Here is an 18,310-nt window from a genome sequence, read left to right on the forward strand (position 1 = left end):
GAGACTCACTTTTTATGTACAGAAAAGTGAGTCTCTTATTTTTACATGATAAGAATGATGATGTAGCTAACAGAACGCTTCGTGAGGCGTACCCAGGTTCAGGTTATGTCATTTACCTTTTACAAAATAGAAATGTAAACTAGAAACTAGTAAGCTATACTCTTTGAAACAAAACCAACTACTACGTTACCATTTGAATCCTTACTCGACCCAAAATACCAAGTTTGATTTTCTCCGACGACACTCACTTCACCATGAAGTGGTGCTGAACCACGAGCCTTACTTTTTGATGATGGTGTCGCATAAAAATAACCTTTTTCAACTTGTATGCTTACCTTTTTAGGGCTAATGACATTGTACTGAGTTAGCAACGTTTTAGATAGATAGCCTTGGTCAATGGAGGCAAAATCGTTTGAACCGCCTTTATCCTTCACTTCATAACCATACCAGAGGGTGGTAGCAACAGAAGCTGAAGTCGCTGGGGAGCTATATACTGGTGCTTGATCGACTGCAATGATAGTTTTTTTCTGTACCACTGGGGCTTTGACAGCTTGTTTCGTGGCTGGAGTAGTACTTTTACTAGGTGTTTTGGCCTTGGCAGGAGATGTACTTTTGATTGAACTAGAGCCCCCACTATTGTGATAATGATATTCTCCGTAGGAAAGCCCCCACTTTTCACAGTTGGTACGGCAGGTATGCCCGCCGTTCTTGTCTGTTCGACCTGGATGTGCTGATGTTTGCTGGAATGGTATAGCTAGCATAGTTAAGAACAAAAAAAATAATAGTGCTTTTTTCATAGAACATTCCTCCTAAAATAATCTCGATACTATCATAGCATAATTACAAAAAATGGAAAGTTATGAATTTTTGCTGACACATTACTTGTGGAAAATGGTAAATGGATGTTAAGAGCAATTGATTGGTACAAAACAGTAGAACTGATTACAGCAAAAAAAGAGGAGATAGCCCTCCTCTTTTTTTGCCAGACGTATCGTAATAATAGGTATTCATCTCTTATTTGGTGCACTCGTAATTCATCTCATGGTATTCTTTAATTAGTTTTTTTAGAAGGATGCTTTCATAAGAGCTTAGACCTTGTGAGTTCTCCAACATAATGAGGGAGTGTAGGTCGTTCACTAGCATTAATTTCCTACGGTCAGTACTTGTTAGTGCCATGGGGTCTTCCCAACTCCTTTTTTGTCAGATTAGTAATGAGTATATCGTTATTTATTAATTTGGTAAAACATGGTAAGGAGCGACCTCTCTTGATAATATGGCTTCTCATGGTGTGAGCGAAGCTGACTGAACCTATTCCTAAAATTGCGCCAGTATAATGCTAAATACAGCCGAATCCGGCTTTTTTAGGCGGAATACAAAGAAGCAGGTATGATTTTGTAATTATTGTCTGAGAAAAAGAAGGTACTTAGGAGGAGATACACATGAATATGGCTGTAGAAGCTGTCTTATTAGCAACAAAGGCGCATGCCAATCAACAAGATAAAGGAGGACAGCCTTATATTTTACATCCTTTGCGCGTTATGATGTACATGCCTTCGGACGAAGCAAGAGCAGTTGCGGTTTTGCATGATGTATTAGAAGATACCGATGTGACCGCAGATGATTTGCGCGAAGCGGGGTTTCCAAAGGAAGTAGTGGAGGCAGTGATGATCCTTACCAAAAATTCAAAAGAGGATTATGACAGCTACATTAAAAGGGTTAAACAAAATCAGTTAGCGCGAGCTGTGAAGATTGCAGATATCAAAGATAATTTGGATTTGACTCGAATAGCGGAACCTACGGAAGCTGATGTAGCTCGTATAGAAAAATATAAACGAGCACTGAAAGAATTAGAGGCGGATACTGAGGATAACCAAAAGCTAAAAAATCCAGAGGAAAATAAACCAACTTCTCATATAGAACAGGATGGAAATACGGAAGAGGGCACTCCTAATGATGCTGCTAAGGAAGATACTCCTCATGAAGAAGCGATGGCTGATGACAAACAGTATAAAGAAGAGTGAGACCAATATGCACAATTCAATAAGTTTGATTCAAACTGCTTGTACTTGTGTCATTCTCTGAAGGCTGTTATTCTAATAAAATAGTGTATTTTTGCACAAACGACCTATGATTAGGCATGTGCAAGAAACAGAGAATGAAGGAGGGCTCCATGGGCTTATTTCACTTTGACCTAAATACGCTCCCTTTCCGGGTTATCGCGTTTGTGATCGCATTTTCCATGCATGAGTGGGCACATGCGTTTATTGCTTATCGATTAGGTGATAACACAGCGAAAAACGAAGGGCGTTTAACACTCAATCCAATTCCGCATCTAGATCCGTTCGGACTCCTGATGATTTTGTTTGGACCCTTTGGATGGGCTAGACCTGTTCCGTTTAATCCTTACAATTTCAGAGGTAATAAGCGTCTAGGAATTGTGTGTGTTGCAGCAGCAGGACCGTTCGTGAACTTAGTATTAGCGTTTTTCTTTTCGTTTCTATGGTTTTATATTCAGACCCCATTCTGGGCAGACATGATGGCTTCCTGGCCTGCTAAGGGGTTAGAAGCGGTTTCTTTAACCTTAGAATACTGTATTTTGATTAACTGCGCTATGCTGGTGTTTAACATGCTTCCAATAGCTCCGTTAGATGGCTCTAAAATCCTGCGTTATATTTTACCGCATAAATGCAGTGGATTCTTTGATAAATTAGACCTATATGGACCATGGTTGTTATTGTTAATCGTATTCTTGCCACCGTTACGTGGATTGCTTAGTGTACCACTAGGCATCGTATTGTCTTGGATCCAAAGCATTACACGATATGTGGTTATTCAGCTTTTTTTATAACATGATTGCAATGAAGTAAGGCGGGATTAGCGTTGTCATACAGTATTAAATTGGATTCGTTTGAAGGGCCGCTCGATTTGCTTTTGCATTTGATCGACAAGGCGGAGGTAGATATCTATGATATACCAATAGCGGTGATTACTGAACAATATTTGGATACCATTCATACGATGCGTGAGCTTCAATTGGATGTAGCTAGTGAGTTCGTAGTCATGGCTGCTACTCTGTTGGCCATCAAAAGCAAAACGTTACTTCCTAAAAAAGAGGAGATACATTTTGAACCATTGCACGATGAATATGGTGAAGAGGAAGATCCTCGGGATGAACTGGTACAACGCTTACTGGAGTATAGAAAATTCAAACGCATGGCCGAACAACTACGCGAAATGGAGACGGGGCGTAGCCATGTATTTACTCGACCGGCTGAGGACTTAACACCATATGCGCGTGAAGAGGAGCCAGGAATTGCAAATGTGACCCTATTTGATATGCTTCATGCATTAGAAAAAATGTTTGCGAGATTGCAGACCAAAGAGCCTGTAGCTAAGGTCTCACGAGATGAAATTTCCATAAAGGACCGGATGAAAGAGATTCGTCAGCTCATTAAGGTTGGAGGAGGGCATGTTCGCTTCTCTCAATTGTTTATTACAAACGTTACTCGCACTGAGATTGTGACGACGTTTCTTGCCTTACTGGAATTGATGAAGGGAAAGGCTATTACGTGTGTTCAAAATCAATTATTTACGGACATCTTGATCAGTGAGGGAAAGGGAGAAACGGAACATGGATTATGATAAATTAAAATCGGTGATAGAGGGTCTTTTATTTATCTCCGGTGATGAGGGGATAGATGCAAAGCAGATTGCCGAAATCATAGAGGTTTCTGAAGATGTTGTCATTGACCTACTAGAGGATATGAAAGCGGACTTTTACCGATCGAATAGAGGTATTCAGCTTGTGGAAGTGGCGAAAGCTTATCAATTGACTACTTTGCCTGAACACATGATTTATTTTGAAAAGCTGGCTACTTCCCCCACGCACTCGTCGTTATCGCAAGCGGCATTGGAAACCTTAGCTATCATCGCGTATCGCCAGCCGATTACTCGTTCGGAGATAGAAGAGATTCGTGGAGTGAAATGCGAAAAAGCGCTACATACTTTGACATCTAAACTTTTGATTAAAGAAATGGGACGTGCAGAGGGGATCGGACGACCGATCTTATATGGCACAACTAAAGAATTTCTAGAGTATTTTGGATTGAAGGGAATTGCAGATTTACCAGAACCGCCAATTGATTTTTCATTTGATCAACACGATGAGGAAATGGCTCAATTGTTTCGCGGGAAGGAATCTGCTGGAAACGACTAGGACCCGATTAAGATTAGGGTATATCATAGGTCTTGTCTCCATATACTTGGTACAAACCATTGTAAACCAAGCATGAGGAGGACACTATGAGATACCAACGAATAATCGGCGTACTCGTCGTTTTTCTTTTGTGCGTTAGCTATTTAGGCCCACAACCTCGTGCATGGGCATCGCTAGCACCTAAGATTTCGGCGGAAGCAGCTGCGGTTATTGATGTTGAATCAGGACGTATTCTGTACCAAAAAAATGGAAGTAAGAAAATGAGAATTGCCAGCCTGACGAAGACGTTAACGGCCATTGTTGCAATGGAAGCAACCGATATAAAAAAAGTGGTTACTGTACCTGACAAAGCCATAGGAGTTGAAGGCTCCTCCATTTATTTAAAAAGAGGGGAGAAACTGACCTTAGAAGAATTACTATACGGCTTGATGCTTCGTTCTGGAAATGATGCGGCCGCTGCGATTGCTTTGCAGGTAGGGGGCTCTATTGAAGGATTTGCCACAATGATGAACGAAAAAGCCATGTACATCGGCATGGATCAAAGTAATTTTATGAACCCGCATGGATTAGATAATAGCAAGGAGCACTACTCAACAGCTGTTGATATGGCTAAATTATCGGCCTATGCCTTACAAAACCCACAATTTCAGCAGATTGTCTCCACAAAAGTAAAAAGTATTTCGTGGGAAGGCGAGAAATGGGACCGCAGGTTGCAAAACAAAAATAAAATGCTCCATCTCTATAACGGAGCGGATGGAGTGAAAACAGGTTATACGAAACTTGCAAAACGTTGCTTAGCATCATCAGCAAGCCGAGATGGGCGACAAGTGGCCGTTGTTACGCTTAATGCACCGGATGACTGGAATGACCATGCTACACTACTCGACTATGGCTTTCAACAGTTCAAAGAAAGCTCTTTAATTCACAAAGGCGAAAAATGGGATGCTCCCCAAGCGATTAAACTGGAGGACAAGGGAAAGGTTGAGTTGGTTTCATTAGCTGACTTTACTTATCCACTTAAGGCTGGAGAAGAGCAGAACGTGAGTAAAAAAGTTCAATTGTTTCAAAAGCAGGTAGGAAAAAAAGAGGTAAGTGAGCATGTTGGATTTGTTGAGATCTACTTAGGCACAACTTCCATTGGCAAAATACCACTTACTGTACGAGAAATAAAAGTAACAGATACCTTTCAAAAAACCACACCAAATGGTGTCTGGAAGCATGTCTCCCAATTGCTGAAGGGAGGATTACCTGATGCTTAATATCATTTGGCTCATTTTAATCATTATCAGCGTGATTGTAGCAGCTGTGAATGGACGTATGGAAATTATTAGTCAATCGATATTTGAAGGTGCCAAAACAGGCGTTACTGTCTGTTTTGGTCTTCTCAGCGTCCTCATCTTCTGGATGGGGATCATGAAAATTGCCGAAAAATCCGGACTTTTACATCTAGTCTCAATCTGGTTATCTCCCATTGTGCAAAAGCTTTTCCCCGATATACCTAAAGGACATCCGGCCATTGGCTACATTCTCTCCAACATGAGCGCCAACATTCTCGGGCTTGGAAATGCTGCTACTCCAATGGGAATTAAGGCAATGGAGGAGCTACAAAAATTAAACCCCCACAAAGATATCGCAACCCCAGCTATGTGCACCTTACTTGCCATTAACACGGCCAGTATCACACTTATTCCTACTACTATGATCGCAATACGCTTGCAATATGGCTCAACGAATGCTTTTGAAATAGTGGGTACAACTCTGCTCGCTTCCTTTTTCGCAACAGCTTTTGCCCTACTGCTTGATCGTGTCTACCGTCTGCGCTACAAGCGCAAGTCCCGTTAAAGGAGGGAGTTAGCTTGTACTCACTGATCAATGTCGTATCGCTTTGGGCAATTCCGGTCTTTATTTCCTTTGTTTTAACTTACGGATGGTATAAAAGAGTGCAAGTCTATGACACTTTTATAGAAGGAGCTAAGGGAGGACTTGTCACAACCATCAAAATATTACCTCACTTAGTAGCGATGATGGTGGCCATTACGTTGTTTCGTGAGTCAGGAGCTTTAGATATTTTATTACAAGCGATGAAGCCCGTACTCCAATTGCTTCATATCCCTTCTGAAATTGTCCCATTGGCTTTGCTACGTCCTTTGTCAGGTACAGGGTCACTTGCCATTACAACAGATTTGATTGCGCAATTTGGTCCCGATTCTATGATTGGTAGACTTGCTTCCACGATGCAGGGTAGCACTGATACAACCTTTTATGTGTTGACCGTATATTTTGGGGCGGTGGGCGTCAAAAATGGATTGTATGCATTAAAAGTAGGGCTATGGTCGGATTTGATTGGTGTAGTCGCTTCTTTAGTAGTTGTTTATTATATTTTTTCTTAAACCCGAATCTAATTTAAACACTTCACTTCTTTCACATTTATAAACTGATTTTTTAAAAGCTTGCGTCATGATTGATAATCTATGATACAAGCTTTTTTTATTCATTTTTCAGTGGTATTCTTTACGGATAATGAGTGGCATCTTGCTCAAACCTATAAGATAAGCATTCTTATTTGTTTTTTAGATAGTTGCTTATGATTCCCGTGCTATGTGTATTTTTCAAAAAAAGATGCTTATGTATGGTTGACTTGCAATCTTTGCCAACCGTGCTCTTGTCCAACCTGCCGGAAATAGGTAGAATGTGTGAGGGGTGGTCTATATGGAAGAACGCTTGCAGAAGGTGCTGGCACAAGCGGGTGTCGCCTCACGTCGCAGCTGTGAAGAACTGATAAAGCAAGGTAGAGTAAAAGTAAATGGACAAGTGGTAACGGAGCTAGGTACAAAGGTAAATGCCTCCGTAGATCAAATTCTGGTTGATAACAAGTCCATAGCACAAGAAGAACATGTCTATGTCTTACTCAACAAACCAACAGGTGTCATTACAAGCATGAGTGATCCTGAAGGACGTAAAACCGTTCGTGATCTGATCAAAAAAATTCCTCAGAGGGTCTATCCAGTGGGGCGTTTAGATTTTGATACATCGGGTCTGCTTATTATGACAAACGATGGAGAATTGGCTAATCGCTTGGCTCATCCGTCATTTGAGATGGATAAGGTATATCGGGCCTGGGTTAAAGGAATGCCCACAACGGAAAGTGTCTTACAACTAGCTAAGGGTATTAAGTTGGAGGACGGAATCACCTCTCCTGGGAAAGCAAGAATTTTGGAGAGAAATGCCAAGAAAAATCGCACATTAATTGAGCTGACCATTCATGAAGGCCGTAATCGTCAAGTACGTAGGATGTGTCAAGCAATTGGACATCCCGTAATTACTTTGCAACGAATTCAGGTTAGCTTTCTTACGTTAGGCAATCTTGATCTCGGTACATATCGTTTTTTACAAAAGGGAGAAGTAGAACGATTGCGGAGTGAGTTAAAAAAAGTTAGAAAGAAAACGAACAAACGTTTGTGATTAACTGCACATCGTTCAAAAGTTGTTCAAAATATCCAATTCGTTTAAAATAGCGGCAAGCTATAATAAAGAAAGAATGAGTAATAATTGGAACGATTCTGAACAAAGTCAGGTGAGCAAATGTGAATAAACAGAAAAGAACATCAATGCGAGTTGCCATTTTGGGAGTTTTGTTAGTTGCTCTCGTTTTTGCTGTGTATACAAGCTTTGCCAAGCCAAACGAAATTAAAAAAGGGGATAGGGCACCTAATTTCAGTTTGCAAAGCTTGGATGGTGAGACGATGACACTAGCTGATCTAAAAGGTAAGGGAGTCATCCTTAATTTCTGGGGTTCCTGGTGTGAGCCCTGTAGAAATGAAATGCCGGACTTAGAAAAAGCATGGCTTGCCAATAAGGATCAAAATATTGTAATCGTAGGGGTCAACGTGGGAGAATCGGAGGTATCTGCTGAGCAGTTTGTCCGTCAGGTAAAAACCACGTTTCCCATTTTGATGGATAAGCAGAGAGAAGTTACAAAAGTATATAATATTGGACAAATGCCTAGTACTTTTTATATTGATCAGGATGGTATCGTCCAAGATATCATCCTTGGACAAATGAATGAAAAGAGAATAAATGCCGCGCTCGAAAAGATTAGACCTGTCAAGACAAACTAAACCGTAAGCGAGGACACGAACATGGATCAAAGAAAATGTGAATGCGGACACACCAACCCGGTGGGAACGCTTTTGTGTGAATCCTGCGGTATACCTCTTTTACAGCCTGTTAAAGAGATAGATGAAAAGAAAGCGTTTCCTGATATGCGTTATGAAGGGACAGCTCGCCGTTCCCAGACTTATTCCACCTCGGTAGTGGATAAAGTCTGGAACTTCTTTTCTTCTGTAAAAATCGCAATCATCATAATAATCATTACCTTGGTGATGGCAGGAGTTGGTACAATCCTGCCGCAGTTAGAATATGTCCCGGTCCCTTTACTAGATGAACCCAGCAAAGCTTTATTTTATGAACAAACGTACGGTTTTTTTGGTAAGGTGTATTACGCTTTAGGCTTTCATGAAATGTATGGATCTTGGTGGTTTGTTTCCTTATTAGTAATGATAGGAATATCATTGGTTATTTGTAGTTTAGACCGGGTAATACCGTTGTACAAAGCGTTGAATAAACCACGTTTGAATCAGCATCTTTCGTTTTATAAAGGGCAGAAGTTACACGCAGATATGTTACTACCGGAGGGACTTTCCGGTGAAGAAAAGCTTGCACAAGTGCAGAGCTGGTATAAGAAAAAAGGCTATCGCGTCTATCGGGAAGGTAATTCCGTATTGGGAGAAAAAGCAAGGTTTAGTAGATGGGGTCCCTATGTGAATCATATTGGACTGATTATTTTCTTGTTAGGTGTATTGCTGCGTGGTGTACCACAATTCTTCTTAGAGGATACGATTTGGGTGCGTGAAGGGCAAACCGTAAAAGTGCCAGGAACTGAGCTCTATATTGAAAATCTAGATTATAAGACTGAATATTATACAAAGGATGAATTTGCTGAAGATCTTCCGTTACAAGAAGGGCAAGTAATTCCGAAGAACTACCAGACTGATGCTGTTTTATACAAAAATGAAAATGAAGGGCTAGCGGGAGCCAAGCCCAAATTGGTGGAAGTCAAAAGAGGATCAATTACCGTAAATCATCCGCTGACTTACGAGGGAATTCTTTTATACCAATTGGATCGTCGAGAACAAATGCTGGGCGCACTTAATTTTGATTTATATGATGCCAAAGAGAAGGAAAAGAGAGTTGGCTCGTTTAAAATTGATTTGTATGAGCCTAAAAAGGAACAAAAAGTAGGCAATCATTACGTTGTGCGTGTCATGGATTATTTCCCAGATTTTGAGCTAGGCAAAGATGGGGTACCGACGACCAAAACAACTTTACCAAATAATCCGATGGTTGCATTGGAATTTATTGATTCGAAAACAAATGAGAGCGAACGATTAGCATACGTAGCCGGTGGGTTTATTGAAAATACAAAATCACCTCGCTTCATTTTAGAAGTACATAAGCCTGATATCATTGATTCAAGCGGCTTATTGGTGCGTAAGGATACCATGATTCCGTTAATCTACTTCGGGGCTTTTATTACGATGATTGGGTTAGTCATGGGCTTCTATTGGCAACATCGCCGGATTTGGGTGCATGTTACAAATAATGAGCTGTATCTAGCCGGTCACACCAATAAAAACTGGTTTGGTTTACAACAGGAAGTTAAGAATCTGGTGAAACAATTGGAGTTACCATTGGAACTCATTCTTGAACAAGATAAACAAAAATCGAAGAAGAAAGCGTAGAGAAAGGGGTTCTCACGATTGATACAGATAAGTAGCAATCTATTATTGATCGCCTTTGTGTTGTATTTGATCGCTACGATAGTATTTGCGGTAGCAATCACGGGAAAACGTTGGTCTAACAGGGATGCAAAGGCGCACCAGGCACGATATGCAAAGATTGGCGTGGGAATCACTGTAATTGGATTTTTAGGCCATTTGGGGCAATTTATCATAAGATGGGCTGCTTCTGGGCGTATCCCTACCAGCAATATGTTCGAATTTATTTCCTTCTTGTCAATATGTATTGTAGCCGCATTCTTACTGCTTTATTATATCTACAAGCTAGGGGTACTGGGCGCCTTCGCGATGCCGCTAGCAGCTATTATGCTAGCCTATGCTAGTGTTTTTCCAAAAGAGGTGACGCCACTTATTCCATCATTACAAAGCTACTGGTTAAAGATTCATGTTACTACAGCAGCGCTTGGGGAAGGAATTTTGGCAATTGGATTTGCTGCGGGGCTCATGTACTTAATTCGCACTATTCCGCAAATCAAAAAATCAGCAAGTACCTTTTGGTTAGAATTTTCCATAAGTGTTGTTTTAATGATGGTTGGTTTTATTGTTGTATCGGCATCCTTTTCCTCACCAAGTCTGAGAACCACCTTTGAGTTTCCGGTTTATGATGAAAATAACCCGGCTATTGTTAAAAATATGCAGCAGGTCGAGTATAAATTGCCGGCAATTGTGGCACCACAAGAGTATAAAATCATCAAAGAGGGTCCAATCAAGCCATTATTTGAAGCCCCGTCCTTTATGCATGGGAAAGATGCGGCTCGCAAATTTAATACGATGATCTGGTCCGTATTGTCAGGACTTGTGCTTTATGGTCTCTTACGATTGATTTTACGTAAACGTATTGCAGCAGCGATTCAACCATCTTTAGATGATATTGATCCAGAGCTAATCGATGAGATTAGCTACCGTGCAATTGCTATTGGATACCCTATTTTTACGTTAGGAGCGCTTGTTTTCGCTATGATCTGGGCGAATGAAGCATGGGGGCGTTTCTGGGGTTGGGATCCAAAAGAAACGTGGGCGTTGATTGTATGGCTCTTTTATAGTGTTTATTTGCACCTTCGTTTGTCAAAAGGATGGATTGGAGAAAAATCTGCTTGGATGGCAGTACTAGGGTTTGTTATTATATTAGTAACGCTGGTTGTAGTAAATTTGGTGATCGTAGGCTTGCACTCTTATGCAGGTGCTTAGCTCTAAAAATTTGCTAACAAGTAAAAAAGCTGGTCGCACGCCAGCTTTTTACTTGTACTATCAAGACGTATAGGCTATTTTAGATAGGTAGGTTGTAGTACTCATTTAACAATTAATTTCAATGTTGTAGCAGAGGTGATCCGGGTGGAGAAAGAAAGAATCCTCATCGTAGACGACGAAGAAAGAATCCGTCGCCTGCTAAAGATGTATTTGGAGAGAGAGAATTACTATATTGATGAGGCAGAGCATGGAGAAGAAGCCTTAGATAAGGCACTAAATCAAGATTATGATATTATCTTGCTCGATCTAATGCTGCCTGGTATGGATGGAATCGAAGTTTGTGAAAAAATTCGTGAGCAAAAAGCGACGCCAATCATCATGTTGACCGCTAAAGGAGAAGAAACCAATCGGGTAAACGGTTTCGAGGCTGGCGCAGATGATTATGTAGTAAAACCGTTTAGTCCACGTGAGGTTGTATTTCGTGTAAAAGCGATTTTACGTCGTTCTTCTGCTACTGCTTTTTTAAAAACGGATACGGTATCGAGTCATTCCATTCTGGTTTTTCCAGAGTTAACGATCGATCATGATGCACACAAGGTTACAGCGAATGGTGTAGAAGTAAATCTGACTCCAAAAGAGTACGAGTTGTTGCATTATTTAGCATTATCTCCAGATAAAGTATTTACACGGGAAGAATTACTAAAGGACGTATGGCACTATGATTTCTTCGGAGATTTGCGAACCGTGGATACGCATATTAAACGCCTGAGAGAAAAGCTAAACAAAGTCTCTCCTGACGCTGCTCAAATGATCTCAACCGTTTGGGGCGTAGGTTACAAACTCGAGGTGCCTAAATAAGTGGATAATATCCTGCGAAGTGTTGTCGGAAAGCTTTGGATGACAATCATAGCGTTATTCGCGGTGGTACTTACGATTTTCAGCCTCTTGCTTGTTCAGTCCTTTGGTAGTTATTATCTGAAAAAGCAGTCGGCTGATTTGGCTCTTCTTGGAACAAAAGTTGCTGCTAATCTGGAAACTGTGCGTGATCAAAAAGAAATGCTAACGATGGCTTCCAAACTCTTGACGGTGTACCATACAGGTCTGCTTGTGGTAGATGAGCAAAAACGCGTTCTTGTTCATGAAACGACTGATGAAAAACAACCGTCCATTACTCTGGATAAGCTATTAAATAGCGGGGGATTTCCCTTAGCTGATGCTTTTGCAGGAAAACAGGTCGGACCTAATCGTTTGATTTTTGGAGATAAAGCTTCAGATAGTCTTGAACACACACAGTTTCTGGCCATGGCTATTCCTATTTCCTTTGATGGAAAACAAAAATCCGCACTTATTTTATATCAAGCCATCCAAGAAGTGAATGGTACTTATCTGGAGATTAGACAACTTATTTTTGTTGTGGGTGTCATTGGGTTTATTTTAACGACAGTATTCGCGTTCTTTTTATCTTCACGTATCACTTCACCATTGCGTCAGATTAAACAATCTGCTCAACGTATCGCTGAAGGAGAATTTAATACGGAGATACCGCTTCGATCGACTGATGAAATTGGAGAATTAGCGGCTGCTTTTAATGTCATGACGCTAAAACTTCGTAATGTAGTAAATGCTCTGTCGCATGAAAAGGAGCAAATGGCAACTGTTTTACGTAGTATGATTGATGGCGTTATCATGCTGGATCAAAAAGGGCGTGTCGTATTAACCAATCCTCAGGCAGAAGATTTTACTCGGGATTGGGCTTTTGAAAATCAAGGTCGTCCTTTGCCTATTCAGGAATTGTATCAAAAAATGTTGCTCTCAGAACAAGAAGTAATGGAAGATTTTGAAGCACAAGGGCGTTTCTGGTCTGTTGTGATGGTACCGCTATACGATCACAATCAAGTTCGAGGAGCTGTCGCTGTACTGCGGGACATGACTAAAGAGCGGAAACTGGACAAATTACGCCAAGACTTTGTTGCAAATATTTCGCATGAATTAAGAACGCCTCTGTCCATGCTACAGGGTTATAGTGAAGCCATTGTAGATGGTATTGCTTCCACTCCAGAGGAACATAAGGAGCTAGCAAAGATTATTTATGATGAATCAGTTAGGATGACTAAGCTAGTAAATGAATTGTTAAGCTTAGCACGTATGGAAGCAGGGCATGTGGAGCTCCATGAAGAACTAACAGAGCTTCTTCCTTATTTCGAACGAGTATTGCGCAAATTTGCGAACAGAGCGGCAGAACGTAATGTCGACATCAAGCTTGATATACAAACGGATTATGGGTGGATTTCTTTTGATCCGGACAAAATGGAGCAAGTGCTGACCAATTTAATTGACAATGCAATTCGTCATATTCCCGATGGCGGACTTATCACTGTTCGTATAAAGAATGAGGATACAGGAAAAATAACCATTGAGGTCATCGACACAGGTAGTGGAATTCCTCAAGAGGATTTACCATTTGTTTTTGAGCGTTTTTACAAAGCAGATAAAGCTCGAACTCGTGGTCGAGCAGGAACTGGATTAGGCTTAGCTATTGCAAAAAACATTGTAGCAGCCCATAACGGAAAAATATCTGTTCAAAGTAAGATGAAGGAAGGAACAACCTTTACCATTACAATACCAGTCATCACATAGATAGAGAGTAAGATGGATGAGAGAATGGAGTGTTTTTTGGGGATGAACAAAACGATTTTATTTGATGTGGATGGTGTATTTCTAAGCGAGGAAAGATATTTTGATGCTTCTTCTCTGACGATTTGGGAAATGTTATTTAGCGAAAAATATCTTGGAATAGAGGGACAGGATTTCGTGCCAGCTCCTGAGGAAAAGGTGATCAGACGTGTCCGTTCCGAAATTTTTGCAAATGACCAGGTGCTGACCTTTATGAAAGCCCAGGGGATTAACTCTAACTGGGATATGGTGTATTTAGTTGTTTCTTACCATCTTGTTAGTCTTGTTGCAAAATTACAAGAATCCAAGCCAGAGGAAGTTCGTGCACTGTTAACGAATCAAATTGGTCGAGAAGAGATTGGAAAAATTCAAGCTTTGGTGAGATCGGAAAATCTCTCCTTTGTTCCTGACTATGCTGCTTTTGTTTCGGATTTTACAAAAGGAAATGTAGAGAAGAGTGAGATGCTACTCTATCTCAATCAAATCGCCTATGAAAAATGTGGAATATCAACTAACATTTTTGCGCGAACTAGCTCGCTGTGGGAACTATGCCAAGAGACATTCCAAGAATGGTATCTAGGCGACGGGCTGATCGCAGACTCCATAGGTAGAGCAGCCCACCAGGTAGGAAAAAGAGGATTTTTGTCAGATGAAATTCCAATCATTGAACCAGCCGTTATGAGAGAAGTGCTACAAGGCTTGCGTGATCGAGGATATCGCTTAGGCGTAGGTACAGGACGCCCTTCTATCGAGACGTATGTTCCACTAAAAGAGCTTGGGATTTTAGAGTTCTTTGACCCAGATCGTATTGTAACTGCCTCCCATGTATTGGAAGCAGAACAGCAATTCCCAGACACTGCCCCACTCTCCAAGCCACATCCATACTGCTACTTTCAAGGTTATTTGACGAGAGGCAAAGGTGTTTCTGCTGCACTTTCCTGTCAGCTAACGGAGGAAGAACGTCAGAATCTGCTAGTTGTTGGAGATTCCGTTGCTGACTTAATGGCTGCTAGATCAATTGGTTGTCAGTTTGCAGCTACTTTGACAGGATTAACAGGAGAAGAAGCTCGGGAGAAATTTGAACAAGCGAATGCAGAATTTATTTTGCGTGATGTAAGTGAAATTGCAACGATTGAGTTTTAATTAAACATCGATTTGTGAAGAGCATGTGAGCAACTACAGTTGTCTTCGCATGCTTTTTCTTGTTGTGGACTGGCTACAACTAACTAAAATTTACCTTTCATAACAAAATACATAAAAGGAATAGTAAAAGAAGTATGAGTTGAGGGAGGAAAACAACATGATCATCATCTCTATTTCTGCTTTCGGAAAGGTCATTAGCTAATCTACTATGAAAGACAAAAAAACGTGGGACCTTATTTCTGTGGCATCAATCCCTCTTGTCATGACATTGGGTAATTCCATGCTTATTCCAGTCTTGACAATTATGGAAAAGAAGCTGGGGATTTCTCCTTTGCAAGCAAGTATGCTTATTACTACGTATTCTGTAGTAGCTATTTTACTTATACCTCTGGCAGGTTTTTTGTCAGATCGCATTGGTCGAAAAACCATTATCATACCGAGTCTACTGATTGCTGGCCTAGGTGGTCTGCTATCAGGTTGGGCAGCTTGGAAAATGGCAAATCCTTATATGATGATTCTAGTTGGTCGTACCTTGCAAGGAGTGGGGGCGGCTGGAGCGTTTCCTATTGTTATGCCGTTAATTGGGGACATGTATCAAAATAAAAAGGAGGTTAGCTCTGGTTTAGGTATTATTGAAACATCCAATACCTTTGGAAAAGTGCTATCTCCTGTATTAGGCGCTTGGTTAGCGACGTTGATCTGGTATTTACCTTTTTTGGCAACACCTATTTTTTGCCTAGTTTCTCTTTTACTAGTAGCCTTTTTTGTTAAAGCTCCACAGGAGAAACAAACACCAAAAAGCTTCCAAGAATATAAAAAGTCCATTCTGGCTATTTTTCAAGCAGAGGGTCGTTGGCTATATGCGGTGTTTGCTATCGGGTGTATCTCTATGCTTGTTTTATTTGGAGTACTCTTTCATTTGTCGTCCGTGTTAGAGGATCAGTATAGGTGGGAAGGCATAAAAAAAGGATTAGTTCTAGCAATACCATTAGCATCCTTATGCCTTGTATCCTATGTGACAGGGAGGCTAATTGGAGAAAATAAGCAGTTAATGAAGTGGTTGTCCTTTTCGGGAATGTTGATCCTGTTTGGCAGTATGCTTTGGATTAGCTTTAGCCAGCCACAGAGCATATATCTGTTCCTTATTCTTTTATGTGTTAGTGGTGCCGGCATTGGTGCGACACTTCCAAGTCTAGATGCTCTTTTGACTAAACGCTTTGATAAAGCAGAGAGAGGAACTATTACGGCGTTTTACAATAGTGCCCGGTTTGTTGGAGTTGCATCTGGTCCGCCGCTATTTGCCTATTTGATTACAGTTTCGCATCGCTTTTTGTTTTTGACAGTAGCGGGAATTTGCTTGGTGGCAGCGATTCTTTCTTTATTTGCCATTAAACCAGCGGAGAAAACCACAAAAAAAGAAGATGGTGGCCCTGAGTCCATCAATATGCTTAGAAAGAGCAGAGTAAAAGCCTAATGAGCAGGGGAATAACGCATACGTAGTTTTTAATACCAAGTTTCCTGACTGGTTAAGTTGCTGTAATCCAAGTATTAAAGCCAAGGCAATAGGAGTTTCATCCTAAGCACTTGGCTTTTTTTACAACTGAAAGTGATTTTAGATAGTCCTACTATTCGCTCCAACTTAGGGATTCTAAACAATGAAAGCGGAAGGCTTCAGTTAAAAATTTCAAATAGTAATCATTACGAACGATTATTTCAAAGACTCCTTGCTGATCGGTATAAAATAATGCGTCTGTATAGTCTTTGTCATTGTTTAGATAGTTACGCAATTCTTTAATACGATCGCGCATTACCTCTGATTTTACTTCTACACGAAAGGTGACATCCTTCTCGTTTTGTGTTTCTTCAATGTGGATGAATGCTTCGTTGTACGTATACGTAACCATAGTTCTTCCTCCTTTTACATGAAATAAACTAGATACACATAGAGATTAGCCATCAATATGGAGAGGAGCATGAGTGGGAAAGCGACTTTCATAAAGCCTAGAAATGTAATGCGATAACCATCCTTCATTGCCAAACCGATCACAATAACATTAGCACTAGCACCGATTACAGTTCCATTTCCGCCTAGACATGCTCCAAGTGATAAACTCCACCAAAGGGGCTCTATATTTTGTATACCCAAATGGCCTAAGCCCTTAATCAGGGGTATCATCGTAGCCACAAATGGAATGTTATCGACGAATGCTGATGCGATCGCACTTAACCAGAGAATGAGAAAAGCAGAGCTCATAGCTCCTCCGCCTGTTAGTGACATTACTTTCTTCGCCAGTAAATCGATTACTCCTGTTTCTACTAATCCACCTACCAAAATAAATAGCCCCACAAAGAAGAACAGGGTTGTCCATTCTACCTGTAACAAAGCATCCTCTAAATAGTTTTCACCGGTTAACAATAATAAGAAAAAAGCACCTGTTAAAGCGATGGTAGCTGTTTCTAATCCCAGCAGGTTATGAATAACAAAACCTGTGATGGTAAGACCTAGCACAATAAGAGATTTTACTACTAAGCGGATGTCGGTCAACTCTTCCTTTTCATTTAATTCCATAATTTTTGCTTGCAAAGCTGGAGCTGTCACTAATTGCTTACGATAAATAAAATATAATAAGGCAAGCGTTACGGTCATGATAGGCACAATGATAGGGGCTAGATTTGTTAGAAAAGCCATGAAGTCTAGCTCAGGAACAGCGCTACCGATCATGATATTTGGTGGGTCACCAATTAATGTTGCTGTACCTCCAATATTAGCGGCTAAAATTTCACTAATGAGATAGGGAATGGGATTTACTCTAAGGGAGTGAGCGATACTAAAAGTGATGGGAACAATTAATAAGACAGTGGTTACGTTGTCTAAAAATGCGGAAGCCAGCGCTGTAATCAAGCTAAGATAGATGAGAATCATAGAGGGGTTGCCCTTCGCTAATTTAGCAGCTTTAATCGCCATATACTTAAAAAGACCAGTCTGAGAAGTGATTGCTACTAGGATCATCATACCAATCAGAAGCCCAAGTGTATTAAAGTCAATGTAATGAAGTGCATGTTCTTGACTGACAATGCCTGTTATAATCAGCAGGACAGCACCAACCATCGCAATAATTGTTCGATGAATTTTTTCACTGATGATACATGCGTACGTAAGAAGAAAGAACGTAAGCGCAAGATAAGCCTGGCTGCCCATTATGATTTCCTCCTAGCTTTTTTGGTTGTACTT

Annotated in this window: 18 protein-coding genes; 15 read left to right on the top strand and 3 right to left on the bottom strand. The window is 40.7% G+C overall.

Annotated features, from left to right (window positions below; translation table 11 throughout):
- Positions 1–146: 146 nt before the first annotated feature.
- Complete coding sequence (locus BrL25_RS20045; RefSeq protein WP_018670191.1) at positions 147–797, bottom strand: YHYH domain-containing protein; 651 nt, start codon at positions 795–797, stop codon at positions 147–149.
- 642 nt (positions 798–1,439) lie between these two features.
- On the opposite strand from BrL25_RS20045, the gene BrL25_RS20050 reads away from it, so the two are divergent.
- From BrL25_RS20050 to BrL25_RS20120, 15 genes are all read left to right on the top strand, one after another.
- Positions 1,440–2,021, top strand: coding sequence for an HD domain-containing protein (locus BrL25_RS20050; protein ID WP_018670189.1), 582 nt, complete (start codon positions 1,440–1,442; stop codon positions 2,019–2,021).
- 149 nt (positions 2,022–2,170) lie between these two features.
- Entirely contained in the window at positions 2,171–2,848 is a 678-nt protein-coding gene (locus tag BrL25_RS20055; protein ID WP_018670188.1) for a site-2 protease family protein, read from the top strand.
- 32 nt (positions 2,849–2,880) lie between these two features.
- Complete coding sequence (locus tag BrL25_RS20060; RefSeq protein ID WP_018670187.1) at positions 2,881–3,642, top strand: segregation and condensation protein A; 762 nt, start codon at positions 2,881–2,883, stop codon at positions 3,640–3,642.
- Positions 3,632–4,216 (top strand): SMC-Scp complex subunit ScpB, encoded by a 585-nt coding sequence (gene scpB, locus BrL25_RS20065; RefSeq protein ID WP_018670186.1) that lies wholly within the window; start codon positions 3,632–3,634, stop codon positions 4,214–4,216. Before BrL25_RS20060 ends, scpB begins: the two co-directional genes overlap by 11 nt.
- Positions 4,217–4,302: 86 nt before the next feature.
- Complete coding sequence (locus BrL25_RS20070) at positions 4,303–5,475, top strand: D-alanyl-D-alanine carboxypeptidase family protein (protein ID WP_018670185.1); 1,173 nt, start codon at positions 4,303–4,305, stop codon at positions 5,473–5,475.
- Positions 5,468–6,058 (top strand): nucleoside recognition domain-containing protein, encoded by a 591-nt coding sequence (locus tag BrL25_RS20075; protein ID WP_018670184.1) that lies wholly within the window; start codon positions 5,468–5,470, stop codon positions 6,056–6,058. Before BrL25_RS20070 ends, BrL25_RS20075 begins: the two co-directional genes overlap by 8 nt.
- A gap of 14 nt (positions 6,059–6,072) precedes the next feature.
- On the top strand, positions 6,073–6,606 hold the full coding sequence (locus BrL25_RS20080; RefSeq protein WP_018670183.1) for a spore maturation protein: 534 nt from the start codon (positions 6,073–6,075) through the stop codon (positions 6,604–6,606).
- Between the two features lie 319 nt (positions 6,607–6,925).
- The gene (locus BrL25_RS20085; protein ID WP_018670182.1) at positions 6,926–7,678 is read left to right on the top strand and encodes a pseudouridine synthase; all 753 of its coding nucleotides are present in this window, start codon (positions 6,926–6,928) and stop codon (positions 7,676–7,678) included.
- Between the two features lie 122 nt (positions 7,679–7,800).
- A complete protein-coding gene (gene resA, locus BrL25_RS20090; RefSeq protein ID WP_018670181.1) occupies positions 7,801–8,334 on the top strand; it encodes a thiol-disulfide oxidoreductase ResA in 534 nt (177 codons plus the stop codon).
- 21 nt (positions 8,335–8,355) lie between these two features.
- Positions 8,356–10,017: a cytochrome c biogenesis protein ResB gene (gene resB / locus BrL25_RS20095; protein WP_018670180.1), complete on the top strand. Its 1,662-nt coding sequence runs from the start codon at positions 8,356–8,358 to the stop codon at positions 10,015–10,017.
- 18 nt (positions 10,018–10,035) lie between these two features.
- Entirely contained in the window at positions 10,036–11,262 is a 1,227-nt protein-coding gene (gene ccsB, locus BrL25_RS20100) for a c-type cytochrome biogenesis protein CcsB (RefSeq protein ID WP_018670179.1), read from the top strand.
- Positions 11,263–11,406: 144 nt separating this feature from the next.
- Complete coding sequence (locus BrL25_RS20105) at positions 11,407–12,120, top strand: response regulator transcription factor (protein ID WP_018670178.1); 714 nt, start codon at positions 11,407–11,409, stop codon at positions 12,118–12,120.
- Positions 12,121–13,899, top strand: coding sequence for an ATP-binding protein (locus BrL25_RS20110; RefSeq protein WP_018670177.1), 1,779 nt, complete (start codon positions 12,121–12,123; stop codon positions 13,897–13,899).
- A gap of 42 nt (positions 13,900–13,941) precedes the next feature.
- The gene (locus BrL25_RS20115; protein ID WP_026315019.1) at positions 13,942–15,078 is read left to right on the top strand and encodes an HAD family hydrolase; all 1,137 of its coding nucleotides are present in this window, start codon (positions 13,942–13,944) and stop codon (positions 15,076–15,078) included.
- 208 nt (positions 15,079–15,286) lie between these two features.
- Complete coding sequence (locus BrL25_RS20120; RefSeq protein ID WP_018670175.1) at positions 15,287–16,552, top strand: bacillibactin exporter BcbE; 1,266 nt, start codon at positions 15,287–15,289, stop codon at positions 16,550–16,552.
- A gap of 151 nt (positions 16,553–16,703) precedes the next feature.
- On the opposite strand, the gene BrL25_RS20125 is transcribed toward BrL25_RS20120, so the two are convergent.
- Both BrL25_RS20125 and BrL25_RS20130 read right to left on the bottom strand, forming a co-directional pair.
- Positions 16,704–16,982 (bottom strand): hypothetical protein, encoded by a 279-nt coding sequence (locus tag BrL25_RS20125; protein WP_018670174.1) that lies wholly within the window; start codon positions 16,980–16,982, stop codon positions 16,704–16,706.
- A gap of 14 nt (positions 16,983–16,996) precedes the next feature.
- Positions 16,997–18,277, bottom strand: a complete 1,281-nt coding sequence (locus tag BrL25_RS20130) for an ArsB/NhaD family transporter (RefSeq protein WP_018670173.1) — start codon at positions 18,275–18,277, stop codon at positions 16,997–16,999.
- Positions 18,278–18,310: the final 33 nt, after the last annotated feature.

The organism is Brevibacillus laterosporus DSM 25, assembly GCF_002706795.1.
Classification (GTDB): domain Bacteria; phylum Bacillota; class Bacilli; order Brevibacillales; family Brevibacillaceae; genus Brevibacillus_B; species Brevibacillus_B laterosporus.

Excerpts from the sequence above, each read along its gene's own strand:
- BrL25_RS20045 (WP_018670191.1), bottom strand. The coding sequence starts at position 797 with ATGAAAAAAGCACTATTATTTTTTTTGTTCTTAACTATGCTAGCTATA.
- BrL25_RS20050 (WP_018670189.1), top strand. The coding sequence starts at position 1,440 with ATGAATATGGCTGTAGAAGCTGTCTTATTAGCAACAAAGGCGCATGCC.
- BrL25_RS20055 (WP_018670188.1), top strand. The coding sequence starts at position 2,171 with ATGGGCTTATTTCACTTTGACCTAAATACGCTCCCTTTCCGGGTTATC.
- scpB (WP_018670186.1), top strand. The coding sequence starts at position 3,632 with ATGGATTATGATAAATTAAAATCGGTGATAGAGGGTCTTTTATTTATC.
- BrL25_RS20070 (WP_018670185.1), top strand. The coding sequence starts at position 4,303 with ATGAGATACCAACGAATAATCGGCGTACTCGTCGTTTTTCTTTTGTGC.
- BrL25_RS20075 (WP_018670184.1), top strand. The coding sequence starts at position 5,468 with ATGCTTAATATCATTTGGCTCATTTTAATCATTATCAGCGTGATTGTA.
- BrL25_RS20085 (WP_018670182.1), top strand. The coding sequence starts at position 6,926 with ATGGAAGAACGCTTGCAGAAGGTGCTGGCACAAGCGGGTGTCGCCTCA.
- resB (WP_018670180.1), top strand. The coding sequence starts at position 8,356 with ATGGATCAAAGAAAATGTGAATGCGGACACACCAACCCGGTGGGAACG.
- BrL25_RS20115 (WP_026315019.1), top strand. The coding sequence starts at position 13,942 with ATGAACAAAACGATTTTATTTGATGTGGATGGTGTATTTCTAAGCGAG.
- BrL25_RS20120 (WP_018670175.1), top strand. The coding sequence starts at position 15,287 with ATGAAAGACAAAAAAACGTGGGACCTTATTTCTGTGGCATCAATCCCT.
- BrL25_RS20125 (WP_018670174.1), bottom strand. The coding sequence starts at position 16,982 with ATGGTTACGTATACGTACAACGAAGCATTCATCCACATTGAAGAAACA.
- BrL25_RS20130 (WP_018670173.1), bottom strand. The coding sequence starts at position 18,277 with ATGGGCAGCCAGGCTTATCTTGCGCTTACGTTCTTTCTTCTTACGTAC.